General features: G+C 64.0%; 24 protein-coding genes and 1 pseudogene. 22 read left to right on the top strand and 3 right to left on the bottom strand.

All coding sequences use genetic code 11. The features are described 5' to 3' along the window. Positions 1–66: 66 nt before the first annotated feature. The 22 genes and pseudogenes from AC1Q6V_RS28765 to AC1Q6V_RS28660 all read left to right on the top strand — a co-directional run. Positions 67–693, top strand: a pseudogene (locus tag AC1Q6V_RS28765) (helicase-related protein); the annotation flags it as partial. Next, complete coding sequence (locus AC1Q6V_RS28760) at positions 690–935, top strand: hypothetical protein (protein ID WP_492344508.1); 246 nt, start codon at positions 690–692, stop codon at positions 933–935. The pseudogene AC1Q6V_RS28765 and the gene AC1Q6V_RS28760, both read left to right, overlap by 4 nt. Before the next feature lie 418 nt (positions 936–1,353). Continuing rightward, on the top strand, positions 1,354–2,895 hold the full coding sequence (locus AC1Q6V_RS28755; RefSeq protein WP_492344509.1) for a hypothetical protein: 1,542 nt from the start codon (positions 1,354–1,356) through the stop codon (positions 2,893–2,895). A 368-nt stretch (positions 2,896–3,263) separates the two neighbouring features. Then, positions 3,264–4,937 (top strand): PRTRC system ParB family protein, encoded by a 1,674-nt coding sequence (locus tag AC1Q6V_RS28750; RefSeq protein ID WP_492344510.1) that lies wholly within the window; start codon positions 3,264–3,266, stop codon positions 4,935–4,937. A 65-nt stretch (positions 4,938–5,002) separates the two neighbouring features. Continuing rightward, positions 5,003–5,458, top strand: coding sequence for a PRTRC system protein E (locus tag AC1Q6V_RS28745; RefSeq protein WP_492344511.1), 456 nt, complete (start codon positions 5,003–5,005; stop codon positions 5,456–5,458). Between the two features lie 11 nt (positions 5,459–5,469). Next, entirely contained in the window at positions 5,470–5,688 is a 219-nt protein-coding gene (locus AC1Q6V_RS28740) for a PRTRC system protein C (RefSeq protein ID WP_492344512.1), read from the top strand. Positions 5,689–5,790: 102 nt separating this feature from the next. Further along, a complete protein-coding gene (locus AC1Q6V_RS28735) occupies positions 5,791–6,921 on the top strand; it encodes a PRTRC system protein F (protein ID WP_492344513.1) in 1,131 nt (376 codons plus the stop codon). A gap of 9 nt (positions 6,922–6,930) precedes the next feature. Continuing rightward, complete coding sequence (locus tag AC1Q6V_RS28730; RefSeq protein ID WP_492344514.1) at positions 6,931–7,653, top strand: PRTRC system protein B; 723 nt, start codon at positions 6,931–6,933, stop codon at positions 7,651–7,653. Between the two features lie 2 nt (positions 7,654–7,655). After that, a complete protein-coding gene (locus AC1Q6V_RS28725; protein WP_492344515.1) occupies positions 7,656–8,297 on the top strand; it encodes a PRTRC system protein A in 642 nt (213 codons plus the stop codon). Continuing rightward, complete coding sequence (locus AC1Q6V_RS28720; protein ID WP_492344516.1) at positions 8,297–9,091, top strand: PRTRC system ThiF family protein; 795 nt, start codon at positions 8,297–8,299, stop codon at positions 9,089–9,091. The genes AC1Q6V_RS28725 and AC1Q6V_RS28720 overlap by 1 nt, the downstream gene beginning before the upstream one ends. A gap of 218 nt (positions 9,092–9,309) precedes the next feature. Continuing rightward, entirely contained in the window at positions 9,310–9,990 is a 681-nt protein-coding gene (locus tag AC1Q6V_RS28715; protein ID WP_492344517.1) for a hypothetical protein, read from the top strand. Positions 9,991–10,062: 72 nt separating this feature from the next. Continuing rightward, positions 10,063–10,392 carry a hypothetical protein gene (locus AC1Q6V_RS28710; protein WP_492344518.1) on the top strand — a complete coding sequence of 110 codons (330 nt, stop codon included), beginning with the start codon at positions 10,063–10,065 and terminating at the stop codon, positions 10,390–10,392. Between the two features lie 83 nt (positions 10,393–10,475). Beyond that, on the top strand, positions 10,476–10,814 hold the full coding sequence (locus AC1Q6V_RS28705; protein ID WP_492344519.1) for a DUF3085 domain-containing protein: 339 nt from the start codon (positions 10,476–10,478) through the stop codon (positions 10,812–10,814). 158 nt (positions 10,815–10,972) lie between these two features. Further along, a complete protein-coding gene (locus tag AC1Q6V_RS28700; RefSeq protein ID WP_492344520.1) occupies positions 10,973–11,440 on the top strand; it encodes an outer membrane lipoprotein in 468 nt (155 codons plus the stop codon). Positions 11,441–11,631: 191 nt separating this feature from the next. Continuing rightward, positions 11,632–12,012 (top strand): hypothetical protein, encoded by a 381-nt coding sequence (locus AC1Q6V_RS28695; RefSeq protein WP_492344521.1) that lies wholly within the window; start codon positions 11,632–11,634, stop codon positions 12,010–12,012. A gap of 188 nt (positions 12,013–12,200) precedes the next feature. Further along, on the top strand, positions 12,201–12,581 hold the full coding sequence (locus AC1Q6V_RS28690) for a hypothetical protein (RefSeq protein ID WP_492344522.1): 381 nt from the start codon (positions 12,201–12,203) through the stop codon (positions 12,579–12,581). A gap of 12 nt (positions 12,582–12,593) precedes the next feature. Beyond that, a complete protein-coding gene (locus AC1Q6V_RS28685; RefSeq protein ID WP_492344523.1) occupies positions 12,594–13,067 on the top strand; it encodes a hypothetical protein in 474 nt (157 codons plus the stop codon). Between the two features lie 229 nt (positions 13,068–13,296). After that, the gene (locus AC1Q6V_RS28680) at positions 13,297–13,683 is read left to right on the top strand and encodes a hypothetical protein (protein ID WP_492344524.1); all 387 of its coding nucleotides are present in this window, start codon (positions 13,297–13,299) and stop codon (positions 13,681–13,683) included. A gap of 79 nt (positions 13,684–13,762) precedes the next feature. Continuing rightward, entirely contained in the window at positions 13,763–15,328 is a 1,566-nt protein-coding gene (locus tag AC1Q6V_RS28675) for a hypothetical protein (protein ID WP_492344525.1), read from the top strand. A gap of 286 nt (positions 15,329–15,614) precedes the next feature. Further along, complete coding sequence (locus AC1Q6V_RS28670) at positions 15,615–16,640, top strand: ATP-binding protein (RefSeq protein ID WP_492344526.1); 1,026 nt, start codon at positions 15,615–15,617, stop codon at positions 16,638–16,640. 86 nt (positions 16,641–16,726) lie between these two features. Continuing rightward, positions 16,727–17,644 (top strand): hypothetical protein, encoded by a 918-nt coding sequence (locus AC1Q6V_RS28665; RefSeq protein WP_492344527.1) that lies wholly within the window; start codon positions 16,727–16,729, stop codon positions 17,642–17,644. A 7-nt stretch (positions 17,645–17,651) separates the two neighbouring features. Next, positions 17,652–18,881 (top strand): vWA domain-containing protein, encoded by a 1,230-nt coding sequence (locus AC1Q6V_RS28660; RefSeq protein WP_492344528.1) that lies wholly within the window; start codon positions 17,652–17,654, stop codon positions 18,879–18,881. A 184-nt stretch (positions 18,882–19,065) separates the two neighbouring features. Here AC1Q6V_RS28660 and AC1Q6V_RS28655 read toward each other — a convergent pair whose 3' ends face one another. From AC1Q6V_RS28655 to AC1Q6V_RS28645, 3 genes are read right to left on the bottom strand one after another with little or no spacing between them, the layout of a single operon-like run. Then, positions 19,066–19,503 (bottom strand): bactofilin family protein, encoded by a 438-nt coding sequence (locus AC1Q6V_RS28655; RefSeq protein ID WP_492344529.1) that lies wholly within the window; start codon positions 19,501–19,503, stop codon positions 19,066–19,068. Positions 19,504–19,514: 11 nt separating this feature from the next. After that, on the bottom strand, positions 19,515–20,138 hold the full coding sequence (locus AC1Q6V_RS28650) for a hypothetical protein (protein WP_492344530.1): 624 nt from the start codon (positions 20,136–20,138) through the stop codon (positions 19,515–19,517). Between the two features lie 44 nt (positions 20,139–20,182). Then, positions 20,183–20,785, bottom strand: coding sequence for a hypothetical protein (locus AC1Q6V_RS28645; RefSeq protein WP_492344531.1), 603 nt, complete (start codon positions 20,783–20,785; stop codon positions 20,183–20,185). Between the last annotated feature and the right edge of the window lie 558 nt (positions 20,786–21,343).

The raw sequence follows: 21,343 nt of genomic DNA, 5'->3' as shown, positions 1-21,343 counted from the left end.
AGGGGTGTTGGGGGGAGGGAGCCACCTATCTAGCCCTAACTATGTATGAATAGCTGGGGGGAATAACAGCATGGGGTCGAGGGTGTCGGAGCGCTGGCGCAGCTGACCAGCAAGCAGCGAGCGATCGTCGAGCGTCTGGAAGCCATCGCCGGGGAAGGCAAGCAGGCCATCTTGTTTGCCGAGAACCCGGGCGTCATCAACCTCATCGCCAGCCAGTTGAAGGCGAAGGGGGTCGAGACGGTGCCGTTTCACGGCGGGATTCCGATTGCGAAGCGCGTGGCCGACAAGGACAAGCGCTTCGTCGGCGGCAATGCCACGGGGCTGCTGTGCACCAAGGCGTCAGGCCGGGCGGGCTACAACCTGCCCAATGCCGACTATGTCCTCTTCTATGACCGGTCGTGGACGTGGCGCATCGAGTACCAGGCGATGCGGCGCGCGCTGCGCTGGAACCGGAAGGGGCAGTTGAGGGTCGTGTATTTCCATCTGCCCGGAAGCGTCGATACCTACCAGGACCAGATGGTGGCGCACAAACGGGACGCCATGGAGGCGGGCCTTGACTGGGCGACGCCGGAACTGGAGGACGAGGCGTTCCTGCATATGGACACGCTGTTGGATGAATTTGTGGACGATCTCGCCAAGCTGCACGGCCGCAAGGCCCGGGATCAACGTGAACTGCTCAAGGAGGCAGCATGAAAGTTGAGAACTGCACCATCGCCATTGGCGAGGGCGTGGCCACCGTGAAACGCCGCGGCACTCGCGGCACCGCCGTCGCGAAGATCCTGGGCACCGTCGAAGCGGACGGGGTCGAGGTGATTTGCCTGGATCGGCTGGTGCACGGCATCCACGAATCGGAGCTGGACGGCTGGCACGTCGCCGGTGCCGTCACCACGCTGCTGTCGCGCCCGATCGGGCCGCGGCAGCCGGTACCGCGATAGAAGGGCGGCCGGTCGTCCTTACACCGGCGCCAGGTCAACGCAGCAAATTGATGTCCGCCCTCCGGTTTCTGCGGAGGGCTTTTTTTATGCGTTGCCGCATCATCAGGGCGAGAGCTACCACCCTCCGGCTCTATCGAAAGAGTGCATACGTGTCAAACCGCGCGGCCGCGATGACATTTGATAATAGCCAGCCTCCCGATCATATTCAAGTTGGGAGAACGCCAATCTCGCATAAACTATGGTCTCGTCCTTAAGTATTAACTTGCAGCACCGGCACTCCTACTTCCGGCGGATGTCCTTCGCAACTTATGCAGTGAGAATCAGACTATCGCGAACCAAGGAGGTTCGTGCTCAACTCAACAAAAGGTCGGAACCAGAAGGGGGCGAAATGCTACGAACTGCCGTTTTTGGAAGCCTGATGTTAGTTCCGCTTGCAGCGTCGTCTTTGGATCCGTTCACAAATTATGTCCGCGATAAGACGGGAGTGCCGCCACCGCCGGCACCCATTGTTAAGCTAGAAAAGTCAATAAAAGAAACAATTTCGAGGGAAATTCCCGGTGCGAAAGTTGCAGATAAAAGCGAGGAACGGCTTGGAAATGACGTTCTCGGCATTGCGAAAATGACTACTGGTGAAACCATTCGTATATTAGAAAGGGAGGGAGGCGGGCTCGTCAAGACAGTTCAGAAAGCAAATGGTGATACAGCGAAGACGATTCTCAAGGGGGGGAAAGACGTCGAGGCAAATTACCGGAAGGCATGGAAGGACAACAGGAAAAATACTGAGCAAAGTTTGCGGGATGTCTCGGATGCAGTCAAAGCTGTAGCAAACTACACAAAGCGCGAACTTGAGGCCGAGCGTACCGCCTTGAGAACAGCGAGAGACCAGGCGACCTCCTCCGGAAAGATCGTCGACGCAATGTGGACCACATCGGTAAGCCGCGCTCACAGCACCGAGGATAATTTCTTCGCGGCGACACAAGAGAGCTCAATAATCTCAGCTGCCGCGCAATCTGCAGCCGCCATGTACGGAGGTCCCGCCGGCGCTGCAGCGTATGCCGCATGGGCTACATACAAGGCCACAGGCGACGCGAACATGGCGCTGCGCGCCGGGCTAGTAGCGGCTGTAACAAGTCAAATGGGCACTCAGGTCAACAGCATGCCGTCGGCAACGATGGGCGAGGTCCTGAAGAAGTCGGCCATGGCCGGGGCAGCCGGGGGCATCTCAGTTGCGGCGGCTGGCGGTGATGAGAAAGCGATCACGGAGGGATTTTTGAAGTCCGGTGGCACTGTACTTATTCAGGGTACTCAGAGCCGCATCCGAGCCAACTCTCCGAGAGCCGCAGCGGCAATTGATACTGTGCAATGCATTAGTGCTAGGGACGTAGACTGCGTGTCCAACCTCTCCTATGTCAAAGATCAAAAGCATCGTTTGACAAAGAAGCTCTCTAAATACGATCCCAAGCAGTATGCAGGCCGATGGTCGGCCATCGATCCGAATTCTCCAGAAGGAAAGAAGCTTGCACTGATCACACAGATCGCCAAGCTACCTAATAGCCAAATCATTCCATTGATGGACAACAAGTGGGTTCTGACAACAACTCTCGGCAAGAATGGAACCATTAACAACAAGACGCCGACGGTGGTGCTGACCTACGTTGGCAAGGAAAAACCGTTCACGTTCACTAGTTCATACAAAGTCATCAACGTCAGCAAGGTAGTTGCTAAGAACAAGGCTAGTCAATCTCGTGCGCGTGGCTATCAGTGTCGGGGGCCTGGTGGAAGCAGGCGCATCGATGTAACCTCAACCAAGAATTCATGCAACGCCATCTACTATCGCGAGAACGGATCTTCACAGGTTGTATGGAAGTCAGTCTCTAATCATTCGATCTGTTCGGAGAAGGCTGATACTTTTGTCGCAAACCTGCAGAAACAGAAGGGGATTTCCTGTAACCCGCGATAAGCAGGGCGGGCTCTCTACATTCATTGATGTGCGCTAGCCGTTAGTACCTTGCGGCCGGCATAGCTATGGCCGGATGCGACGGACGGAATCCCGGTGACTCGCTGAGACACTAGACCCAACTCGCTGATCTGCGAAAAACTCCCTCTCCACCATGGTGTTCATCATCTGGCGTGAGCGAGGCGATTGGTATATCCTGTCGCCTACTTCCGCGTCCCTGACGCATCGACCTCGCACCACCCGGTGCACAGCTTTTTGCCGTAACTTGGCTTCCCGCTCTGCCGGGCCGCCATGCCTTTCTTTCTTATCCCATCGGGAACCTGTTCCCGGTGCGGCAACGGGTTCCCCTTTCCGTTTCGGAGAACCCACAAATGCAATCCCAACTTACCGTCAAACTCGGCAAGATCCGTCCTGGCCGCAATCCGCGCAAGTACTTCGATCCGGCAGAAATGGCGGAGATGGAGGCGTCGATTCACGCGCACGGTATTATCCAACCGATCGTCATCCGCCCGGTCGAGGACGACGATGAGCACGACTTCGAGCTCGTCGCTGGCGAGCGCCGCTACCGTGGCGCTCAGCCGCTCGGGCCTGACTACGACGTGCCCGTTGTCATCAAGGCGTTGACCGACGACGAGGCCGATCAGATTGCTCTGATCGAGAACATCCAGCGTGCCGATATGGCGCCTTCCGAGGAAGCCGTGGCTGCCGCGCGGATCGTTGGGCAACTCAAGGGCGACCGCGAGGAAGCTGCCAAGATGCTGGGCTGGTCCCGCTCCACGCTGGACAAGCGCCTGGCGCTGATGAACTGCAGCACGTCCGTTCTGGACGCGCTCAACACCCGCACCATCCAGCTCGGCCACGCCGAACTGCTGGCGACGCTCGCCAAGGACAAGCAGGACAAGCTCCTGCCGGTCATCGTGGGCGAAAAGAAGTCGGTCGCCGAACTGAAGAAAACCATCGAGGCAGCCGCGTGCAGCCTCGCATCAGCGATCTTCGACAAGGCCGACTGCGCCGCCTGCCCGCACAATTCGTCGTTGCAGACGGAAATGTTCGGCGAGGCCATTGCGACCGGCAATTGCACCAACCGTGCCTGCTACACCCAGAAGACCGACAAGCAACTGGAATCGGTTGCCTACGGCCTGAAGGATGAGTACCCGGTAATCCGGATTGTGCGTGCGGGGGACAACCATACGCGCGTGCAACTGGTGGTGGACGGTCCGACCGGCGTTGGCGAGGAACAGGCGAAAGCCTGTCACGCCTGCGAGCACTACGGCGCGGCCGTCAGCGCGCTGCCGGACAGCATCGGCAAGGTCTTCCGCGGCCAGTGCTTCGATACGGCGTGCAACAGCAGGAAGATCGCCGCACGCCTGAAGGCCGAGCGCGACGCCAAGGCGAACGCGCAAAAGCCGGCCACGGCGGCTGCGGGTGCATCCACCACTGCCAAGGGCTCGACCAAGGCTCCCGCCGAGGAAAAGGCAGTCACGCACATCAGCGAGACCGAGAAGGTGAAAACCTACCGGGTCGCGCTGTGGCGCAAGGCGCTGCGCCGCGAGGCTGCCAGCGTTCCCGAGACCGCCAACGTCTATCTGCTGGCGGTGGCGCTGTCCGGCCTCTCGCGCAACATCGGTGGCGACACCATGGGCAAGATCTTCGAGAAGCTGACGGACGAGAAGGCGTCGTCCACCGACCTCAAGAAGAACCTGGCCACCGTGCAGGAGCTGGATGCCAGCAAGCGTGCCACGCTGACCACCGCGATGACCGTCGCGGCCATCGAGGGGATCGAAGTCAATCACCTCGTGGCGATGTGCCAGTACCACAAGCTGGACCTGCGCCAGCACTGGAACCTGCAGAAGTCGAAGGACTTCCTGGAGCTGCTGACCAAGTCGGAGATGAAGGTGCTGGCCGACGAGCTGGGCCTGCGTGCCGCGCTGGGTGACAGCTTTGCCAAGGTCTTCAACAAGTCCAAGCCGGAGCTGATCGAGGCGTTGCTCAACGTCAATGGCTTCGACTATGCGGGCAAGCTGCCCAAGGTTCTGCGCTTCTGATCGCAACCGACCGCCGCCCGGCGGTCGGACTTCCTCATTTACTCCATCTTTTCAAGGATCTCCCCATGTTTCAGGAACTCGTTCCGCTCGTCGCCGCGTGCGACAAAGTTGTGCTCACGCTCACCATGAAGGGTGACGCGATGGCTGTGGTCGTTGCACCGGTGGTTTCCAAGGCCGCTGACGCCGCACTGGCCACGCCTCTTGCCCTGACCGCCTCCCCGGCGGAACTGGACGAGGGCTTCGCCCAGGCAATCGCCTCGGTGTCGGTCTCGCATCGCTCGTTGGCCGAACAGGTCGAAGCCACGGCTTCGATCCTGAACGCGGCGACCAGCGCGCAGTCCACCAAGGCGCAGAAGGCATTGTCCAAGGCCAACGGCAAGCCGGCCGCATCGTCTATGGAGGATGCGGATGGGACTGACGGCACGGACGACAGCACGCAAGGCGAGGGCAAGGCTGCGGCCCCCGCGCCCCAGGCCTCGCAAGAGCCGAGCGGTACCAACCTCGCCGATTTGCTTGGATAAGGAGCGACACCATGAGCCTGACCGTCCAGCCACTGACCCGCGAGTTCACCTACAACGGCATGACCCTGATGGACCCTGGCCCGGCATTCACGCCCGAGCAAGTGCGCGACATGTACACCGCCCAGTACCCCGAGTTGACCACCGCCACGGTGGACGGCCCGGAGCACAACGGCACCGTCATGCGCTACACGTTCGTGCGCGCCGCCGGCGCCAAGGGCTGCCATGCGTAAGCGTGACTTGATGCAGGCGCTGTCCAGTCCGGACTTTTGCCTGCCTTCCAACCAGAAACCACCCGAAAGGGCGGTTTTTTCACATTCTGAGGAGATGGAATCGTGCTGTTCGATCCTCGCCCAACTGATGAAAGCTTCATTGCATCAGGACCCGGCTGGACGCCTACGCGACAGCCTGCCGCTGCCCGACGTCGACCTGCCCATGGTTTTCTGACGCTGCCCACGCTGCCGGCAGAGATTCCCGCCCGCGGGAAGCTGCAGTACGGCGACAGCGCGGACACGCTCAGGCTGATCCGCAAGCAGTTTGAAACCGGCGTGCTGGCGGCCCGGGACGTGCAGGGGGCGGCCAGCGCCGGCGATGCGTTCGCGCAGGCCATGTTCGCGTGGCTGCGCCGGCGCACGCCCAAGTGCAAGCGGCTGAACTTCTCGTTCGCGCTGCTCGACCTGGCTGCCGCAAGGGGGCAGGTCGATCAGTTCGGATGGGACGAAGACCTCCATGCGCCGTTGTACCTGGCGATCGAGCTGGACCAGGAGACGGTGTTCGCGATCGGCGCGCGCGCCGATGTGATGCGCCGCGCCGATCCGGCCCTGCTGTACACGGCCATTCACCTCGTCAACGAGGCGGCGGGCCGCTCGCTCTTCGTGCGCACGCCGGACGATCTGGCGGACATGTTCGCCCGTTGGTGGTGGGACTGCGATCCGACCATGAGCGATGAGGAGGCGCGGGAGCTTCTTGCTGAGCGCTTCGGCGACGACAGCTGCGAGATCGAGCGCTACCTGCCGTCCAGGGTACTGCCAGTGCTTGCCCCGGATGACGTGTTGCCGGCGTTTGCGCGCCGCGACAAGACGCTTCGCATCGATTGCCTGCGCGCCGCACAACTGGAAGCGCTGGCGGCTCGCCAACGCGGCCTGCCGCGCCGCATCTGCCGGGCGCTGCTGGATCTGCAGGAGGTACTCGCCCGCACCCGGCGCAGCCGTGCGCTCAACCACGCACAATGGGCGGAGCCGGCCTACTCGGCGGCGACGCTGTGCATGTGGCCGGGCGAATGGGTTGGCCAGATCCTCGATGACCACTTCGAGTCCCTGAACTGCGGCGGCGACGCCACGATGTATCAGTCGCTGATCCCGTTGGCAACCACCCCGCGCGCCATCCGACGCCAGTTCAAGCAGCTGGCCGACATGATGGACGTCATCGCGGCACTCGACCGCGTTCTTACCTTGATTTCTGAATAGGAGGGCCACATGGCCAAGATTCATAGTGCTTCACGCGACCATGATGTGGCCCTGCAAGGCGCCATTCTGCTTTATGGGAGCGAGCTCAGTGCGTTTTCGTATGCCACGGCGCACCGCATCGTCACCGACGGTCAGACGGGGCGACCCGTGATCGGCGCCGGCACGCCACTGAACCGGCGTGCGCTGATCCAGGCGGTGCGTCAGGTTGCCGAGGCCTCGCTTCCCAAGGGCGAGTTCCTCACGCCCAACGTGCTGTCAATCAGCCCGGATGCCATCACCTGGTGGTGTCCGCCCGGCAATCGCCGCGTGTTCTTCACCTGCGAGGAGCTGGGCGATCGCAGTGCCGTGACGCCTCATCCCGGACTGGTCTTTCACGCGTCGCCGGCCGGCTTTCGTGTGTTCGCCCTGATCGAGGATGAGCGCCCGACGCCGGATTCGATGCTGAACGAGCCGCCTTATTTCAATACCTGGGACCACGGGAAGATCTGCATCGGCACGGCCCACGTGCCCAAGCAGATCGACGCGGCGTCCATCGCCGGCTGGGAAGAGGCGTTCTTCGCCTCGGCCTTCACCCATCCCAATCACGGCGGCAAGCGCGTCGACCATGCCGACGGCTTCTACGCCTTCTGGCGCGACATGCTGGACGGGAAGTTTCCAACCTTCCCGAAAGTCGCCCTCATCCCCATGAACCAATCCCTCGGCAAGCTGATTGCCGGGCAATTCCGAGACTGAATATGCATCCGATGGACCTTACCCTGCAGCAATCCTGTCCGACCGTGATGGTGCCGCGCTTCGGCGACCTGGCACCGCTGGAAACGACGGGAGAACGCCTGCTCATGGCCGCCAACGGCGTGTTTCTGGAAGTGTCGCGGCCGTGGCTGCGGCTCGTGCGCCGCGTGGGTCAGTTCGACGTCAAGACTGCGGTGCCGTATGGCACCGCGGCCGAGGCGACGGACCTGCGCTGCGGCAAGCTGCCTGCGCACCTGATCGGGCAGTTTGCCGAGATGGCGCGTGCGGCCATGCCCAACGAGACCGGCGGCTGGATCGTCTGGCATCCGGCTACCGGCGCATTCCGCCTGGTGCCGGTCACGATCCTGTCGCACGGGCGCGGTCATTTGCAGTACGACCGGCCGGCGCTGGCCGATGGCGAAGTGTTGGTGGTGGACTGCCATTCGCACGGCCACATCCCGGCTTACTTCTCATCGACCGACAACGAGGACGACCAGCACGACGTGAAGTTCGCGTTCGTGATCGGAAATTGCCTCGCGGCAACTCCGTCGCTGTGCCTGCGGCTCTGTGCCAAGGGCATCTTCGAGGCCGTCGAGCGTGTACCGGGTGACTGGTACGCGGCGGCGCGGGCCCAGGAGGTGGTGTGATGACATTCGAGCACCATATCCCCGAAGCGATGCGCATCAAAGCCTGGAAAGTGGTGGTGGTGGGTGCTGGCGGCACCGGCAGCGCCTTGCTGCCGGCGCTGGCCCGCCTGCACCACGCCATGCTCGAACTCGGCCACCCCGGCGGGATCGAGTGCACGGTCTACGATAACGACACGGTGAGCGAAACCAATGTCGGCCGACAGGGCTTCTACCCGAACGACGTCGGCCAGCACAAGGCGACCTTGCTGGTGAACCGGCTGAACCTGCTGATGGGCACCCGCTGGGAGGCCCGCCCGCGACGGATCGGCAGCCAGGATCGTTTTGTCTGCGACATGGTGATCGGTTGCGTGGACTCCCGGGCGGCGCGCAAGGCCATTCTTGGCGCGATCGAGCGCGGCCCCGGTGGCTACTACCTGGATTGCGGCAACGAGACCGACCGCGGTCAGGTCATTCTCGGCCAGGTGCGCGGCAAGCGGGAAACCCGCCTGCCGCACGTGGGCGATCTGTTCCCGGAACTGATCGATCCCAAGGGCGACAAGGCCGACACCGCGCCGTCCTGTTCGATGGCCGACGCGCTGCGCAAGCAGTCGCTGGTCATCAATCAGGCGATCGCGGTGCAGGCGTTCAACCTGCTGTGGACGCTCTTCCGGACGGGCACGCTGAAGTATTCGGGCGTGTTCGTCAACCTGGAAGCCGGACGTACCAATCCGTTGCCGATCGATCCCGCTGCATGGGCCCGATTTGGCTACGACGTGGCCGCCAAGCCCGCACGCAAGCGTGCCAAGGCGGCATGACGGCGCGACGCAATTCCATGCACCCACCCCCGGACTGATGTTCGGGGGTTATTATTTGGTCGGCGCAATTGCACGGCTCGCGTCCAGGCTGATACCATCACGGCACTTCTCGCGTCGCAGACGCATCGACTTTTTCAATCCTGACCGCGGTCAGGCCTTCATCACCCGCTGGGGCATTGTCCCTTGCGGCTGTGCTCCTGTTTTTTTGGAGCACACACGTGATTCAAACCATCCAGATTGACCCGCGCCAGCTCAAGGCCATCGCCTTGCTTGCGCCCAAGCAGGACTGCCGCTACTGGCTCAACGGCGTTTTCGTCGAGGCCATGCCACGGGAAACGCGCCTTGTTGCCATGGACGGCCAGCGCATGGGCGTGTTCCGCGCAGAAAAGGCTAACCAGCTTGGCGGCGCCATCTGCGTAGGCTGCCTTCTGTCCCACCACGCCATCGAATGTGTGAAGCCGGTGCGCGGCAAGTTCGGTTCGCTGGATCTGCGCCTCGATACCGAGCGGCCCGGCTGGGCCGAACTGGTGCATGGCGGCACGCCATTCGAGTTTGTCCGGCCCGATGCGGCCTATCCCATCTACCGCCGCGCCATCGGTCCCCACCGGGGTAGCGGTGAGCCGGCGCAGTGCGACCCGCGCCACCTCTACGACTTCCACCGCGTCTTCCAGGCGCTGGAAGGCAAGCTCGCCACTGACCGCGGCGGCGTCTATCTCCATCACAACGGTATCGACAACACGCGCATCAGCCTCTACGGGCGCGAAGACTTTGTCGGCACCGTGCGACCGCGTAAGGCTGACGGCCCGGCACTGCTCTTCTGGGCGGATTCGCCGGCTCCTGTCGGTCGCGTGGACCCAGCTGGCGTACCGACACCAGACAGCCAACAGGCTGCTGCGTGACGATTCGCTGCGCCGCCATTCTCCAACCCAAAGGGGCATTGTGTGCCCCGTCCATCCTTGAGGGGATCCCCTATGTCCTGCAAAACAACAGCCAGTTGTTCCGTGGTCGATTTCGTGCGCACAGCAGCGGCGAAGGCCGAATGTGCGGATGCAGCGCGGCGCTACATGCGCGAACTGCTGGCCTCCGTGGAGTCGCTCCATGCCATCGTCGAACAGCACGGCGTGCGCACGCTGATCGATCTGTTCTACCTCCAACAGGCCATCGTGGCCGATGGGTTCGTGGACCACTACCCGAACGAATCGTCCATCGTGGACGTGGTGCAGGTGCTGCCCTCGGGCGCGCACTGGCTCACGTTCATCCGCGTGGAAGTCGCGGCGCCCGCCGCGGCTGAGCCAGCCTAACCACTGACCGCCTGCTTTTTCCTTCCCTCGTGGGGCACAACCCCTCGGGGGCGTGCTCCGTTCACCCTTTTCAGGAGCAATCCATGCCGCAAATCACGCTTTCCCGCGCCCAGGTCGAGTTGCTTGTCGCCTTCTGCGACGCGGCGAAGTCCGAGCGGTTCTTCATCGCCAAGGACCACGGCGCCTATGTGGGATACAGCACCGGCCCCAAGCCGGAGCAGCAATGTCTGTTCTACTTCAAAGGGTGCAACCCTGCGACCGATGCAAATTTCTATGAGAATGCCCGCCGTGGTTTTGGTGGCGACGATTTCGGTGAGCGCCTGTCGCTGACCGGCCTCAAGGAGGTCCTGGCCAATGCGGAGTGCAAGACGGTCCGGATCACTGTCACCCCGCGCTCTATCCGGATCGACGGGTACGCCTGAGGCGGCTCCACAAACGGTGCCCAGCCTGCTACCATAGTCGCACTTCTCGCGTCTTCGACGCATCGACCTCGCCGGCATTTCTGCGGGCACAGCTTTTTCCTTCCCCTACGGGCCTTCCTGCCCGTGGGCATGTTGGCCCATTTTCATGTGAGGCCATCATGTTCCAGCGTTTCTTCCTGTTCGTTGCCATCATCAGCCTGATCACCGGCTGCGCTGCGCAAGCTTCGCCCAATGTCTATCGCGGCTCCGACGCCATGCACGCCGGTTCCGCGGAGCAGGTGACGGTGCTGCGCGTGCGCAATGTCGTCATCGCAGGTGACAACATGATGTCGGCCAGCTCGGGCATACCGGCGATCCTCAGTACGGTCGTTGGCGCCGTGCTTGGCGCCCGTGTGATCGGCAACGGCAACGGACGATACATCGCTGGCGCGCTCTCGGGCACGGCAGCGGGTGTCATCGGCCAGGTCGCAGCCACGCACCTGTCGCAGCGCGACGGCGTGGAGGTCATTGTCCGTACGGACAGCGGCCGCCAGCTCGTCGTGGCACAAGGCGCCGATCAGCAATTCGTCGCCGGCGAACGGCTGTATCTGGTGTCGTCGGGCAGCGGTTATCGCCTGACGCGTTGATTGAGTGCCGGCCAAGCCGGTGCTCCCATCCCTTGCAAGCCCCGAGAGGGCTTGCCCCAGCCTTCGGGCTTGGGCAAGCGCTTTTGATCGCGTCCACGACGCATCGAAACCCACGCCTGGCACCCCCAGGACAACCTTTGCACCGACGGGGCACCGCCTCCGTGAGCGGCGTCCCGCTTCTGGAGCCGTCTATGCAAACCATTTCCCCGATCACCACTGAAGGCAAAACCGTGCAGGAAGTTTCCGACCTGCTGGCACGCACCCTGCGTGGCATCGAACTCGAGCCGGAGTGGATCATCCCGGCAAATTTCGTTGCCGACGCCAACGAAACGCAGTATGGCCTGTTGCCCGACGCGGCCTGGCCGGCCGAGCACGCCCGCCATCGCTTCGCGGTCTCGGTCGAGCGCGGCTGCTCGGAAGGCTGGAGCGTCCATGTCGATCACATCGCGACCACCGTCGAAGGCCGAACCGGCAGCACGGTACTGCGCAAGCTGGTCACGGCCAAGATGTTCAACCGCGACCAGGCCTGGCAGACGGCGCGCGTGATCAACCGCGCGCTGGACCTGGACTGATCACGCGGCGCCTTCCGGCGTCTGCGCCAGCCGGAGGAGGGCGTTTGCTCAATCGAGTGCCGATTCGGCAAGCACCCTTTGATCGCGTCTTCGACGCATCGAACCCTCGTCTGGCTTGCCCAGACCTTCACCCATTGCGGGACACCGTCCCGTTGGGGATGGCTGTCCCGATTCAACTGAGACTTGCCATGAAGATCCCCAAATCCTTTACCCAACCGCACCAGCCCGGCAACGCCGCGGCCTGTGCCACCCTCAAACGCGATGCGTCCCGCGTCATGCGCCGTCTGGCGTGCGACCTGGGCCTGCGTCAGCGCGATTTCACCGTGCGCGAGCGCCGCCGGCGCCGCGATGCGACCGACTTGTACGAGTTGCACACGGATGCGCTGTACGTGCAGATTGCCCACGCGCCGCAGCAGTCCGCGGCTCGCCTGAGCTTTCGCACCTGCCGCGGGCGCGATGACCATGCCGGCGGGCGCGAGAACGCGGTCTGCCTGCAGTCGATCGGCTCTCCCGAGGGCTATGCCTCGCTCGTTGCCACGCTGCGCGTGGTGGCCGGCCGGCGCAGCTGAGGAGGGGTGACCATGACGCGCATTGCCAAGGTCATCCTCAAATCCACCAGCGGCGACGAATACTCATGCTCTGTTCACTATGAGCCGGATGCCGACGTCGTTACGCTGCCGGTACGTCTGGACAATCTGGTGGATGCCTCCATTGCGATGGGGGAACGTCACGTTCTCCTACTACTGGAGGACGGCTACCAGTTCCCCCTGGTGCGCAAGGAGCCGGCCATCTACAACGTGGATCGCTCCAAGGCCGCCAAGCGGGGATGGCTGCAGGAAGTCTGGATGGCGGTCGAGGCGCCGACAAAGGATCAACGCCTGCAGTATGGGCGCTACCTCCATACGCTGTCGGCCGCTGCCGCAGTCGCCGTTGGTGGTTACATCGCCAGCAAGCCGGGATGGTCCTGGGCCTCGGTGGCGAACAGCGCAAGCCTGATCGCAACCGCTGTTGTACTATTCGGCGTAGGCGCGATCCTTTCCAAAGGAGATAAGTGATGTTTGGTCCCTATATTTTGCTGATGGCTTTGGCTTTGGCAGCTTACTTTCTGTGGGCTGACCGCAACGGCCGTCGCGTCCACAAGGACTGACCGCCAACCTTCCTCTCAGGTGTCCGGGTTCCCCCGGGCGTCTGCTCTGACGCATCCCTCGGGATGCGTTTTTTGTTTCTACCACCCACGCGGGGCATGCCCCGACGGGGGGCTCCGCACTCAGGAGTTACCCCCTCATGGAAAACCGCCTGATTGGCGCTGGCGCGTTCAGCTATCCCCCCGGCGTGCACCTGCGCGTCCACATCTATCAATGCAACCTGCGCCCAGCGCTGGCACTGGTCTGCGCGGACGATGACGAGCCGTACGCCGATCTCACGACCAATGTTCCGCAGGCGCATCTGGCCGACGACGAGGTATTCATCGCGTCATGGGACGTGCCGGAAGACGTGCTTGAGGCGCTGCTGGTGACGGGCTGGTTCATGCCGGTGCGCACGCTCGCCACGGGCCATGCTTGCGGGCCGGTCTGGAAAATCCAGTCCGCCGAGCTGCTCGCCCGGATTGCCGAGGCCCGCCCGAAGCTTGCGCGGACGCACCGGTCACGGCGTCACCGCAACGCGAGCTGAGCCTCGCACTGCCATTTCCATTCCACCCAGACGGGGCAACGCCCCGCCGGGCTTGCTCCGTTCGCTCTCGGAGCAAACCATGTACGTTGTTTCCACTGGCCCGGAACGGGTCGAATCCCGCACGACGCTGGCCGGCGTGCTGGCCCTTCTGAACCTCGAACCTGGCCCCAAGCCGGGCCTGCGCGCCGAAGACATTGCCGTGCGCCATGTCGAGCGCGGTGCCATCCCCGTCCTGCGGCTGCCCTCCGGGGATTTCGCGGTGCGGCCCGCCGGCGACCCGAAGACGATCCTCACGTCCATCCTGGACGAGGTGGAGCGCTTCATTGTCCGTCCGCACGGCAAGGTGCTGCGCCCGCACGAGATGAGCCGCTCGTCCTGGCAGGCCGTCTACGCTGCCGGTCGGCTGGCGGTCTTCACCAACGAGGCCGTCGATCCCGACCAGGTCGCGAACCCCGGATCGACCAACCTCGATCTGTTTGCGGTGGCCGAGCCGTTCGATGCCTACACCTTCGTGCAGGGCGAGTTCCACCGGCGCTTTGGCTACGGCACGAACGGGCCGGAGTTTGCGCCAGGGGCCGGCATCAACGGCCGCCACGAGGTGCATGTCGCCTATGCCTTGCAGCGCGGCGAACCGGTCCGGGACTGCATCCTCAACGCCTACCGCAGCGGGGGTGACGCCTCCGATGCAGGCCGTCATGACCTGCACTGGCTACCCACGCTGATTGCGGTACCGGCGCTGCGCGGTGCCATGTCAGCCAACCAGCTGCAGGCGCTGTGTTCGGTAATGCGCCATGACAAGCTCGCCATCACGGCGCGCAATGCCCCCCGCCTGATCGCACTGGTGAAACCGCTCGCGCAGGACTGCACGTATGTCGACGTTGACGACGCGCTGTTCGCCGCGCAGGTGGTGCCGCCGCTGGCCCCGCCGTTGGTCAAGGCCCCGACCGGAGACGACGCCGCCCCGGTGTCGCCGCTGGCCGCGCGCCTGCACGCCCTGATCGGTGCCAAGCATTTTGCAGATCGCGTCGAGCGGGCGCAGGCCGAGCGCGCCAAGGGCAATCTGAGTGAGCGCCGGTATCAGCGTGAACTTGCCCTGGCCGCAGCCGAACGCGACCATGGCAGCTTCATGTGGCCGAACCGCTTCGCGCTGGCTGTCCTGCAGCGCGACCTGGGTTGCCTGCTGGAAGTGCTGGACACGCCCAGCGACCACAATACGCTGTCCAAGCGCGTGCTGCGCGAGGAATGCGGCGTGGTGCTGACCGGCATGCCGGCTGCCACGCGCCGCCGCCGCATTTTCGAGCTGTGTGGCTTCTCGGAAGCGGAGCAGCGCCAGTGGGATGCCCAGGCGCTTGTCGCCCGCTCGCAGCGTCTGCAGGCGAGGGAGGCCGAACGGGCGCGCGAGCGTGCCGAGGCCTCGCGCTGGAAACTGGACGGCACGCTGATGAACGGGCGCGAGTATGTCGACCTGTGCATTGGCGAAGGCTTCCGGCAGATCCGGCATTTCCCGCGGGGCAGTTCCCGGGTGTATTACATCGAGCGGACCGAGACGCGCACCATTCGCCGTCTGCAGGCCCGTGATGGCACCCTGGCCTATGCCCGGGCGCGACTGGCCGAACTTGAGCCCGCGCCGGCGATGGCCGCGTGATTTTTTTTTTCAACCTTCCCCCGGCCACGTGCCGGGGGATCTTCCCCTCTCGCAAACGACGAGCAAATTTGTCGTCTCGCCGCGTGCCACGCGCACCGGATTGCCTGTAAGCTATCTCGATCGAGCGTTGTTCGCACTGGTCAGAATCAGTCCAAACAGCGTTTTACCCGCGTCTCGCGACGCATCGACCCCTGCCAGCACTGCTGGCGCATTCATTGAAACTTCCCACAGGGACTCCCTCCCTGTGCGGAAGGTGTCTTTGTGGGATTTGCCCTTTAGGAATCCCATGAAAGTCAACCCTTCCCAACTGCACACCCTGCTCGCGGCCTTCATCCCCGCACGCCTGCCCGTCCTCATCACCGGGGCGCCTGGCATCGGCAAGAGCGATATCGTGGACAGCGCCGCCAAGGCTGCCGGCCACGACCTGCTGATCTCCCACCCCGTGGTGGAAGATCCGACCGACTCCAAGGGCCTGCCCTTTCCGGCAACGGATGGCGCGGGTGCCAAGTTCCTGCCGTTCGGGGACCTGGCCACCGCGCTTAACAGCACGCGCCCGCTGGTCTGGTTCATCGACGATCTCGGACAGGCCTCGCCGGCCGTCCAGGCCGCCAAGATGCAACTTCTGCTCGCGCGGCGCATCGGTGAACACGTCCTGCCGGACCACGTCACCTTTGTTGCCGCCACCAACCGTCGCAGCGACAACGCGGCAGTGTCCAACATCCTCGACCCGTTGAAGTCCCGCTTCAGCACCATCGTGGAGTTGGAGCCGACGATCGAGGAATGGACGCGGTGGGCGGTCACGAATCACGTGCCGCCGGTGCTGATCGCCTTCCTGCGCTTCCGCCCCGACCTGCTGCTCTCATCAGAGCGCAGCAAGGAGGTGGAAAACCTGCCCTCGCCGCGAGGCTGGGGGCATGTGGCGCGTCAGTTGCCGCTGGTGCCGCCGGGCATGGAGATCATCGTCACGGCCGGCGCGGTAGGCGAGGGCGCAGCGCTCGAGTTCGAGTCGTTCCGCCAGATCTATCGCGAGTTGCCCAGTGTCGATTCGGTGCTGGCCGCCCCGGAATCCGCCCGGATTCCGGACAAGGTGGCCGCGCAGTACGCCATCTGCTCGGCGCTCGCCTCGGTTGCCAACGAGAACAACTTCGATCGTGTGATGGTGTATGCCAATCGCCTGTTCGAAGCCCATCTTGGCGAGTTCGCCGTGATGCTCGCCACCGACGCCGCGCGCCGCGATGCGCGGATCTGCGCCACCCCGGCGTGGATCAACGCGCAGGGCGGCAAGCTCGGTGAGTTGCTGCTCGGCAACTGATTCCCCTTTCTTCTTCATCCCATGACGGCGAGCCACCTGGCTCGCCGTTTGTCTTTGCAGCATCCATCCCATTTCCAGGAATCATCATGAACATTCAAGACATTACCAAGCGCGTCATGCTCGCCACCTTCAACACGTCGGTATGGCGGGCGCGCAAGTTCGACACCCGGGCGACCGAAGAAGTCGAGGCGAACCACGACACCAAGGACATTGGCCGCTTCAACAAGAAGCTGCTGACCGACGGTGCGACGTCCTACAAGGAAGTGTGTGCGATCGCCAATCGCGCCCGCGCCTACTTCGATGCGCACAGCCTGGACTATGACCAGCTGGGAGTGCGCCTGCTGCCCACCGACATGTACATGGAGGTGGCCGACCGTCAGCGTCAGTTCCAGGACGAGTTCAACGCCGCGACCGCGGTGTTTCTCGCCGACTATCCGCGCCTGAAGGACGAGGCCCGCGAGGCGCTGAACGGCCTGTTCGATGAGGCGGACTATCCGACTCAGGCGGAGTTGGCCAAGAAGTTCGGCATGCGCCTCGCGGTGCTGCCGTTCCCGGATGCGAGCCAGTTCGACATTGCCCTGCCGCCCAACGTGCTGGATGGTCTCAAGACCGAGATGGACCAGCGCGTGCTCGGTGCGGTGAAAACCGCCAATGACGACCTGGTCGGCCGGCTCTTCGAGGCCGTGCAGCACTTCGCCAACCGCCTGTATGGGGCGACGAACGTGCGGCTGGACGTGGCCGACAAGGTGCGCGAGCTGAGCGCGCTGCTGCCCAAGCTGAATTTCTCCGGGGATCCGGCGCTCACGCGCATCCTGGAGGATACCCAGCAGCATCTGGCGCGGCACAGCGGCCTGGACCTGCGCAACTCGACCGAACTGCGCAAGCAGGTGGCCGAGAAGGCGATGGAGATCGAGGCACAGATGGCCGCCTTCATGGGTGGCCCGCCGCCGTCGTCGGAGGTGGCGGCGCCGACCTCGCCGATGTTCCAACTGCTGACTGCGTGAGGCCGTCATGCGCGATCGAATCTCGAAGCAGCGTTCCCAGCTCATCCTGTCGCAACCGTTCTTCGGGGCGTTGCTGATGCGGTTGCGGCTGGTCGAGGATCCGTCGTGCAAGACGTTCTGGGTGGACGGCGTGTCGCTGGGCTACAACCCGGCGTTCGTCGCCACCCTGAGCGATCTTGAACTGCGCGGCGGTCTGGCGCACGAGGTCCTGCATCCGGCTAACGGCCATTGCTGGCGCCGCGGCGTGCGCGATCCTGGCCGTTGGAATCAGGCTTGCGACTATGCGATCAATCCATTGGTGCTCAACGCCGGCCTGCAGCTGCCGGCCGGCGCGCTGCTCGACGGACGCTTTCTCGGCAAGTCCGCAGAAGAGATCTATGCCATGTTGCGCCAAGAAGGGGCGGAGCAGCCACAGCCACAGCCACAGCCACAGCCACAGCCACAGCAGGACAGTAGCGGTCAGGGCGATGGCAGCGGTCCGCCGCAGCCTGACAGCCAGGGCGGGCCAGGCGGTAGCAACGCCGGTGACGATCCCTCGCAGGCCTCGCCGGAGTTTTCCCCCGGTGAGGTGCGCCAGCAACCGCAGGCCGCGCAGCAAACGCTCGCCAACGAGTGGAAGGTGGCGGCCATGCAGGCGGCGAAGGCCGCGCAGATGCGCGGCAAGCTGCCGGGCGACTTGAGCGCGATGGTGGCGTCAGCCACGCGGGCGTCGGTGGACTGGCGCTCGGTGCTGCACCGCTTTGCCTTCGAGCAGACCCGCTCGGACTACAGCTGGGCGATGCCAAACCGGCGGTACACCCACATGGGCCTGTACCTGCCGGCGTTGCATGACCAGTCGGTGGGCGATGCGGTCTTCGTGCGCGACACCAGCGGATCGGTGTTCGACGAGACCCAGGCGCAGTTCGGCGCGGAGATCGAAGCGGTCTTCACGTCGCTGCAGCCGCGGCGTCTGCTCGTGCTGGACTGCGACACGCGCATCGCGCAGGTACAGTGCTTTGAGCGGGGCGAGACCATCGAGCTTGGCCCCATCCGTGGCGGTGGCGGCACGAGCTTCGTGGCGCCGTTCGCCTGGCTGGAGGAGCAGGGCATTCACCCGGCCTTCCTGGTCTATCTGACGGACATGGCCGGGAAATTCCCGGCGGCGCCGCCAGCCTATCCTACCCTGTGGGCCTCGACCACGCCGCTGCGTCGGATTGCGCCGCCGCCATTTGGCGAGGCCGTCGAAGTCATCGTTTGAACCCAACCCCGGAGCTTGCTCCGGGGTTTTTTTTCGCTTGTGCGCCCAGCATGGATGCGCAAGCGACACTGCGAGGGCTGCGGAATTGAATCGCCGCGCCCAAAAACAACAAAGCCCGGCAAACCGGGCTGCTGAAGTTCAAAAGAGATAGTAAATTACGCGCGTTTCCGCAAATAGGGTGAACTCATGTGCTCGGGGTCGGCGCTGTGTTCGCCTCGGCCAGTTCGGCGGGAGCGGCCGGGTCGGTGCTGACCGCCTCCCGCGCAAAGACGTGCGCGCCGGTGCCTGCGCCGATGGCGGCAACCCGCGAGATCTTGCTCTCCAGGTTCGCGTTCGGCCCAAGCCGGATGGTGCCGGCGTAGAAGATCTCGCCCTTCACGCGGCCATTGAGGATCAGCGTGCCACGCGCTGCTACGTCGCCCTCCACAATGCCGTCCACGACCACGTGGTCGCCTTCGACCTTGCCGCGCACGATGCCGCCGATGCCGACATGGAGCAATCCGACAGACGACGACAGGTTGCCGTCGATGAGGCCAAGGCAGGTAATGCCGTGATCCGCTGCCACGTCGCCGTGAATGCTCATGCCGCGATTGAGCACGCTGAAGGTAGGGGTGTCTTTCATGGTCGATTGCCTCAGAACAGCTTGATTTCGGCAGCGCCGTCGGCGCGGCGGGCCGCAGGGGAGGCCGGCGCGGCCTTCGGCGTCGCGGGGGCAGCTTCGGCCTTGTGCACGAGCGGCGCGGCAGCGCGGGCAGCCGGAGCGGCCGGAGCGGCCGGAGCGAGGCTGGGCTGCGGACGGGGCGCGGGCGCAGTAACTGGCGCCTCCGCTGGCAGGACGGCTGGTTGCGCGGGCTCGGCGACCTTGGCAGCCGGCTCCACTGGCGCCGCCTTCGCTGCAGCCGGCACGGTCTCCACGGCGGCGGGGGCCGCGACCGGTACGCTAATGGGTACCTCGGCAGGCGCCGGCGCGGTGGCCGGAGCGGCGGACGCAGGCGCTACCGTGGGGGTTGCCCGCCCATGCTGCCAGGTGGCGATGGCCATGCCGAGTGCGCCGGCCGCAACGATGCCAACGACAACGGTGACGATCAGGCGGGCGCTGCCGGCGCGTTCGGCCCAACGTCGGGTTGCGCCCGCGGCGGCGTAGGCAGGGGGCGGCAACAGGCGGCCGGCAGGTTGGCGGGAGCTCGTCGGCGCTTCCAGGGTGAGCGGGGCGAGCGCGAACTGCTCGTGCAGGCGCTGGATCTCTCGAATGTCCACGGTAGTCCTTGGGGTTCGGAAAGGCGGGGATACGGCAGGGTCGGCTAGGCGATCCGGCTGCCGTCGTCGGCAAACCGGTCGTTGTCCGGAATGCAGAGCGAGTGGATGATGTTGATGCGGCGGCCGGCGATATCGAGCTGCGTGTCGCGCTCGGTGCCGGAGATGGAACGCCCGACGTGCGCGAACAGCGTGGCCGACGACAGCTTGTCGTACTGGTTGAGCAGGCGCAGCAGTCGCCCGGCGAGCGCGTTGGGCACTTCCAGGGCAACCGATTCGTAGCCGATCGAGAATTCCAGCTGGTTCTTCGTGGCAAGCCACTCGGTCACGCGCGCGAACCATATCTCGGCCTCGCGGAAGGCTTCGTCGAGCGCCTTGACCTTGCCGCCGCGCGCCACCGAACACTTGGACGCGCAGAAATTGTAGTCATCGTGCAGGAAGCGGCGCGTGAACACCGACGAGAACAAGACTTCGACCTTGGTCGCCGTCTCGGGCACGATGCGCGAGACACGGTCTTCGCTGATGAGCCGCGTCAGGGGCTTGAGGCCGGTATCTGCCGCGGCGCTCTCAGTGGGCGCCGCCTGCACGGCGTTGGGTGGGGATTGCGGTAGTTGGGCAGGGAGTATCCCTGGCTGCTCGGCCATGTCCATGATAGTAGGTCTCTCTCTCTGCGGAGATTCTCTGTCAGGACGCGGTGCAAATGCGCATCGTAAGGTATGCGATTTTCGCGAGGTTACGCGCTTTGCGCGCTGGCGCATTCCATGCATAATGCTCTCACTTCTCGCGTCTCCGACGCATCGACCTGACTCCACCGCGAGTCCATTGCATTTCTCAAGTCGTGCCTTCGCGCATGCGCCGACCGGTTGGCTACCGGTGTGGACATTCCATTGTGATGAGCATTTTCGCCGTTTGCTCCCCATCTATCATCCGTAATACGCGTCCGTGACCAGTGCTGCTTCGGCATGCACTGTGGACACCGTTCGAGCCTGGGACCATGTGGGTCTCTCTCTCTTGGCCCCTCCTGGGCAGAACGGCCGTCGTCGGCTGATCCGTGATCCTGCGGTGAACCTTGCGTTCTAAATGGGTTGAAGTGCAGCGTGACCCTGCTGCACGAGGACGACTTTGCGTCCTCACATAGAGCCTGCGCGTTGTGCGCTCGGCTCCCTGTTCGCCACGCCCCCGGAAGGGGCGTGGCAACGGGTTTTCCT

This window comes from Cupriavidus sp. GW823-FHT07B10 (genome assembly GCF_058794355.1).
This window is presented reverse-complemented; position numbering and strand designations above follow the sequence as displayed.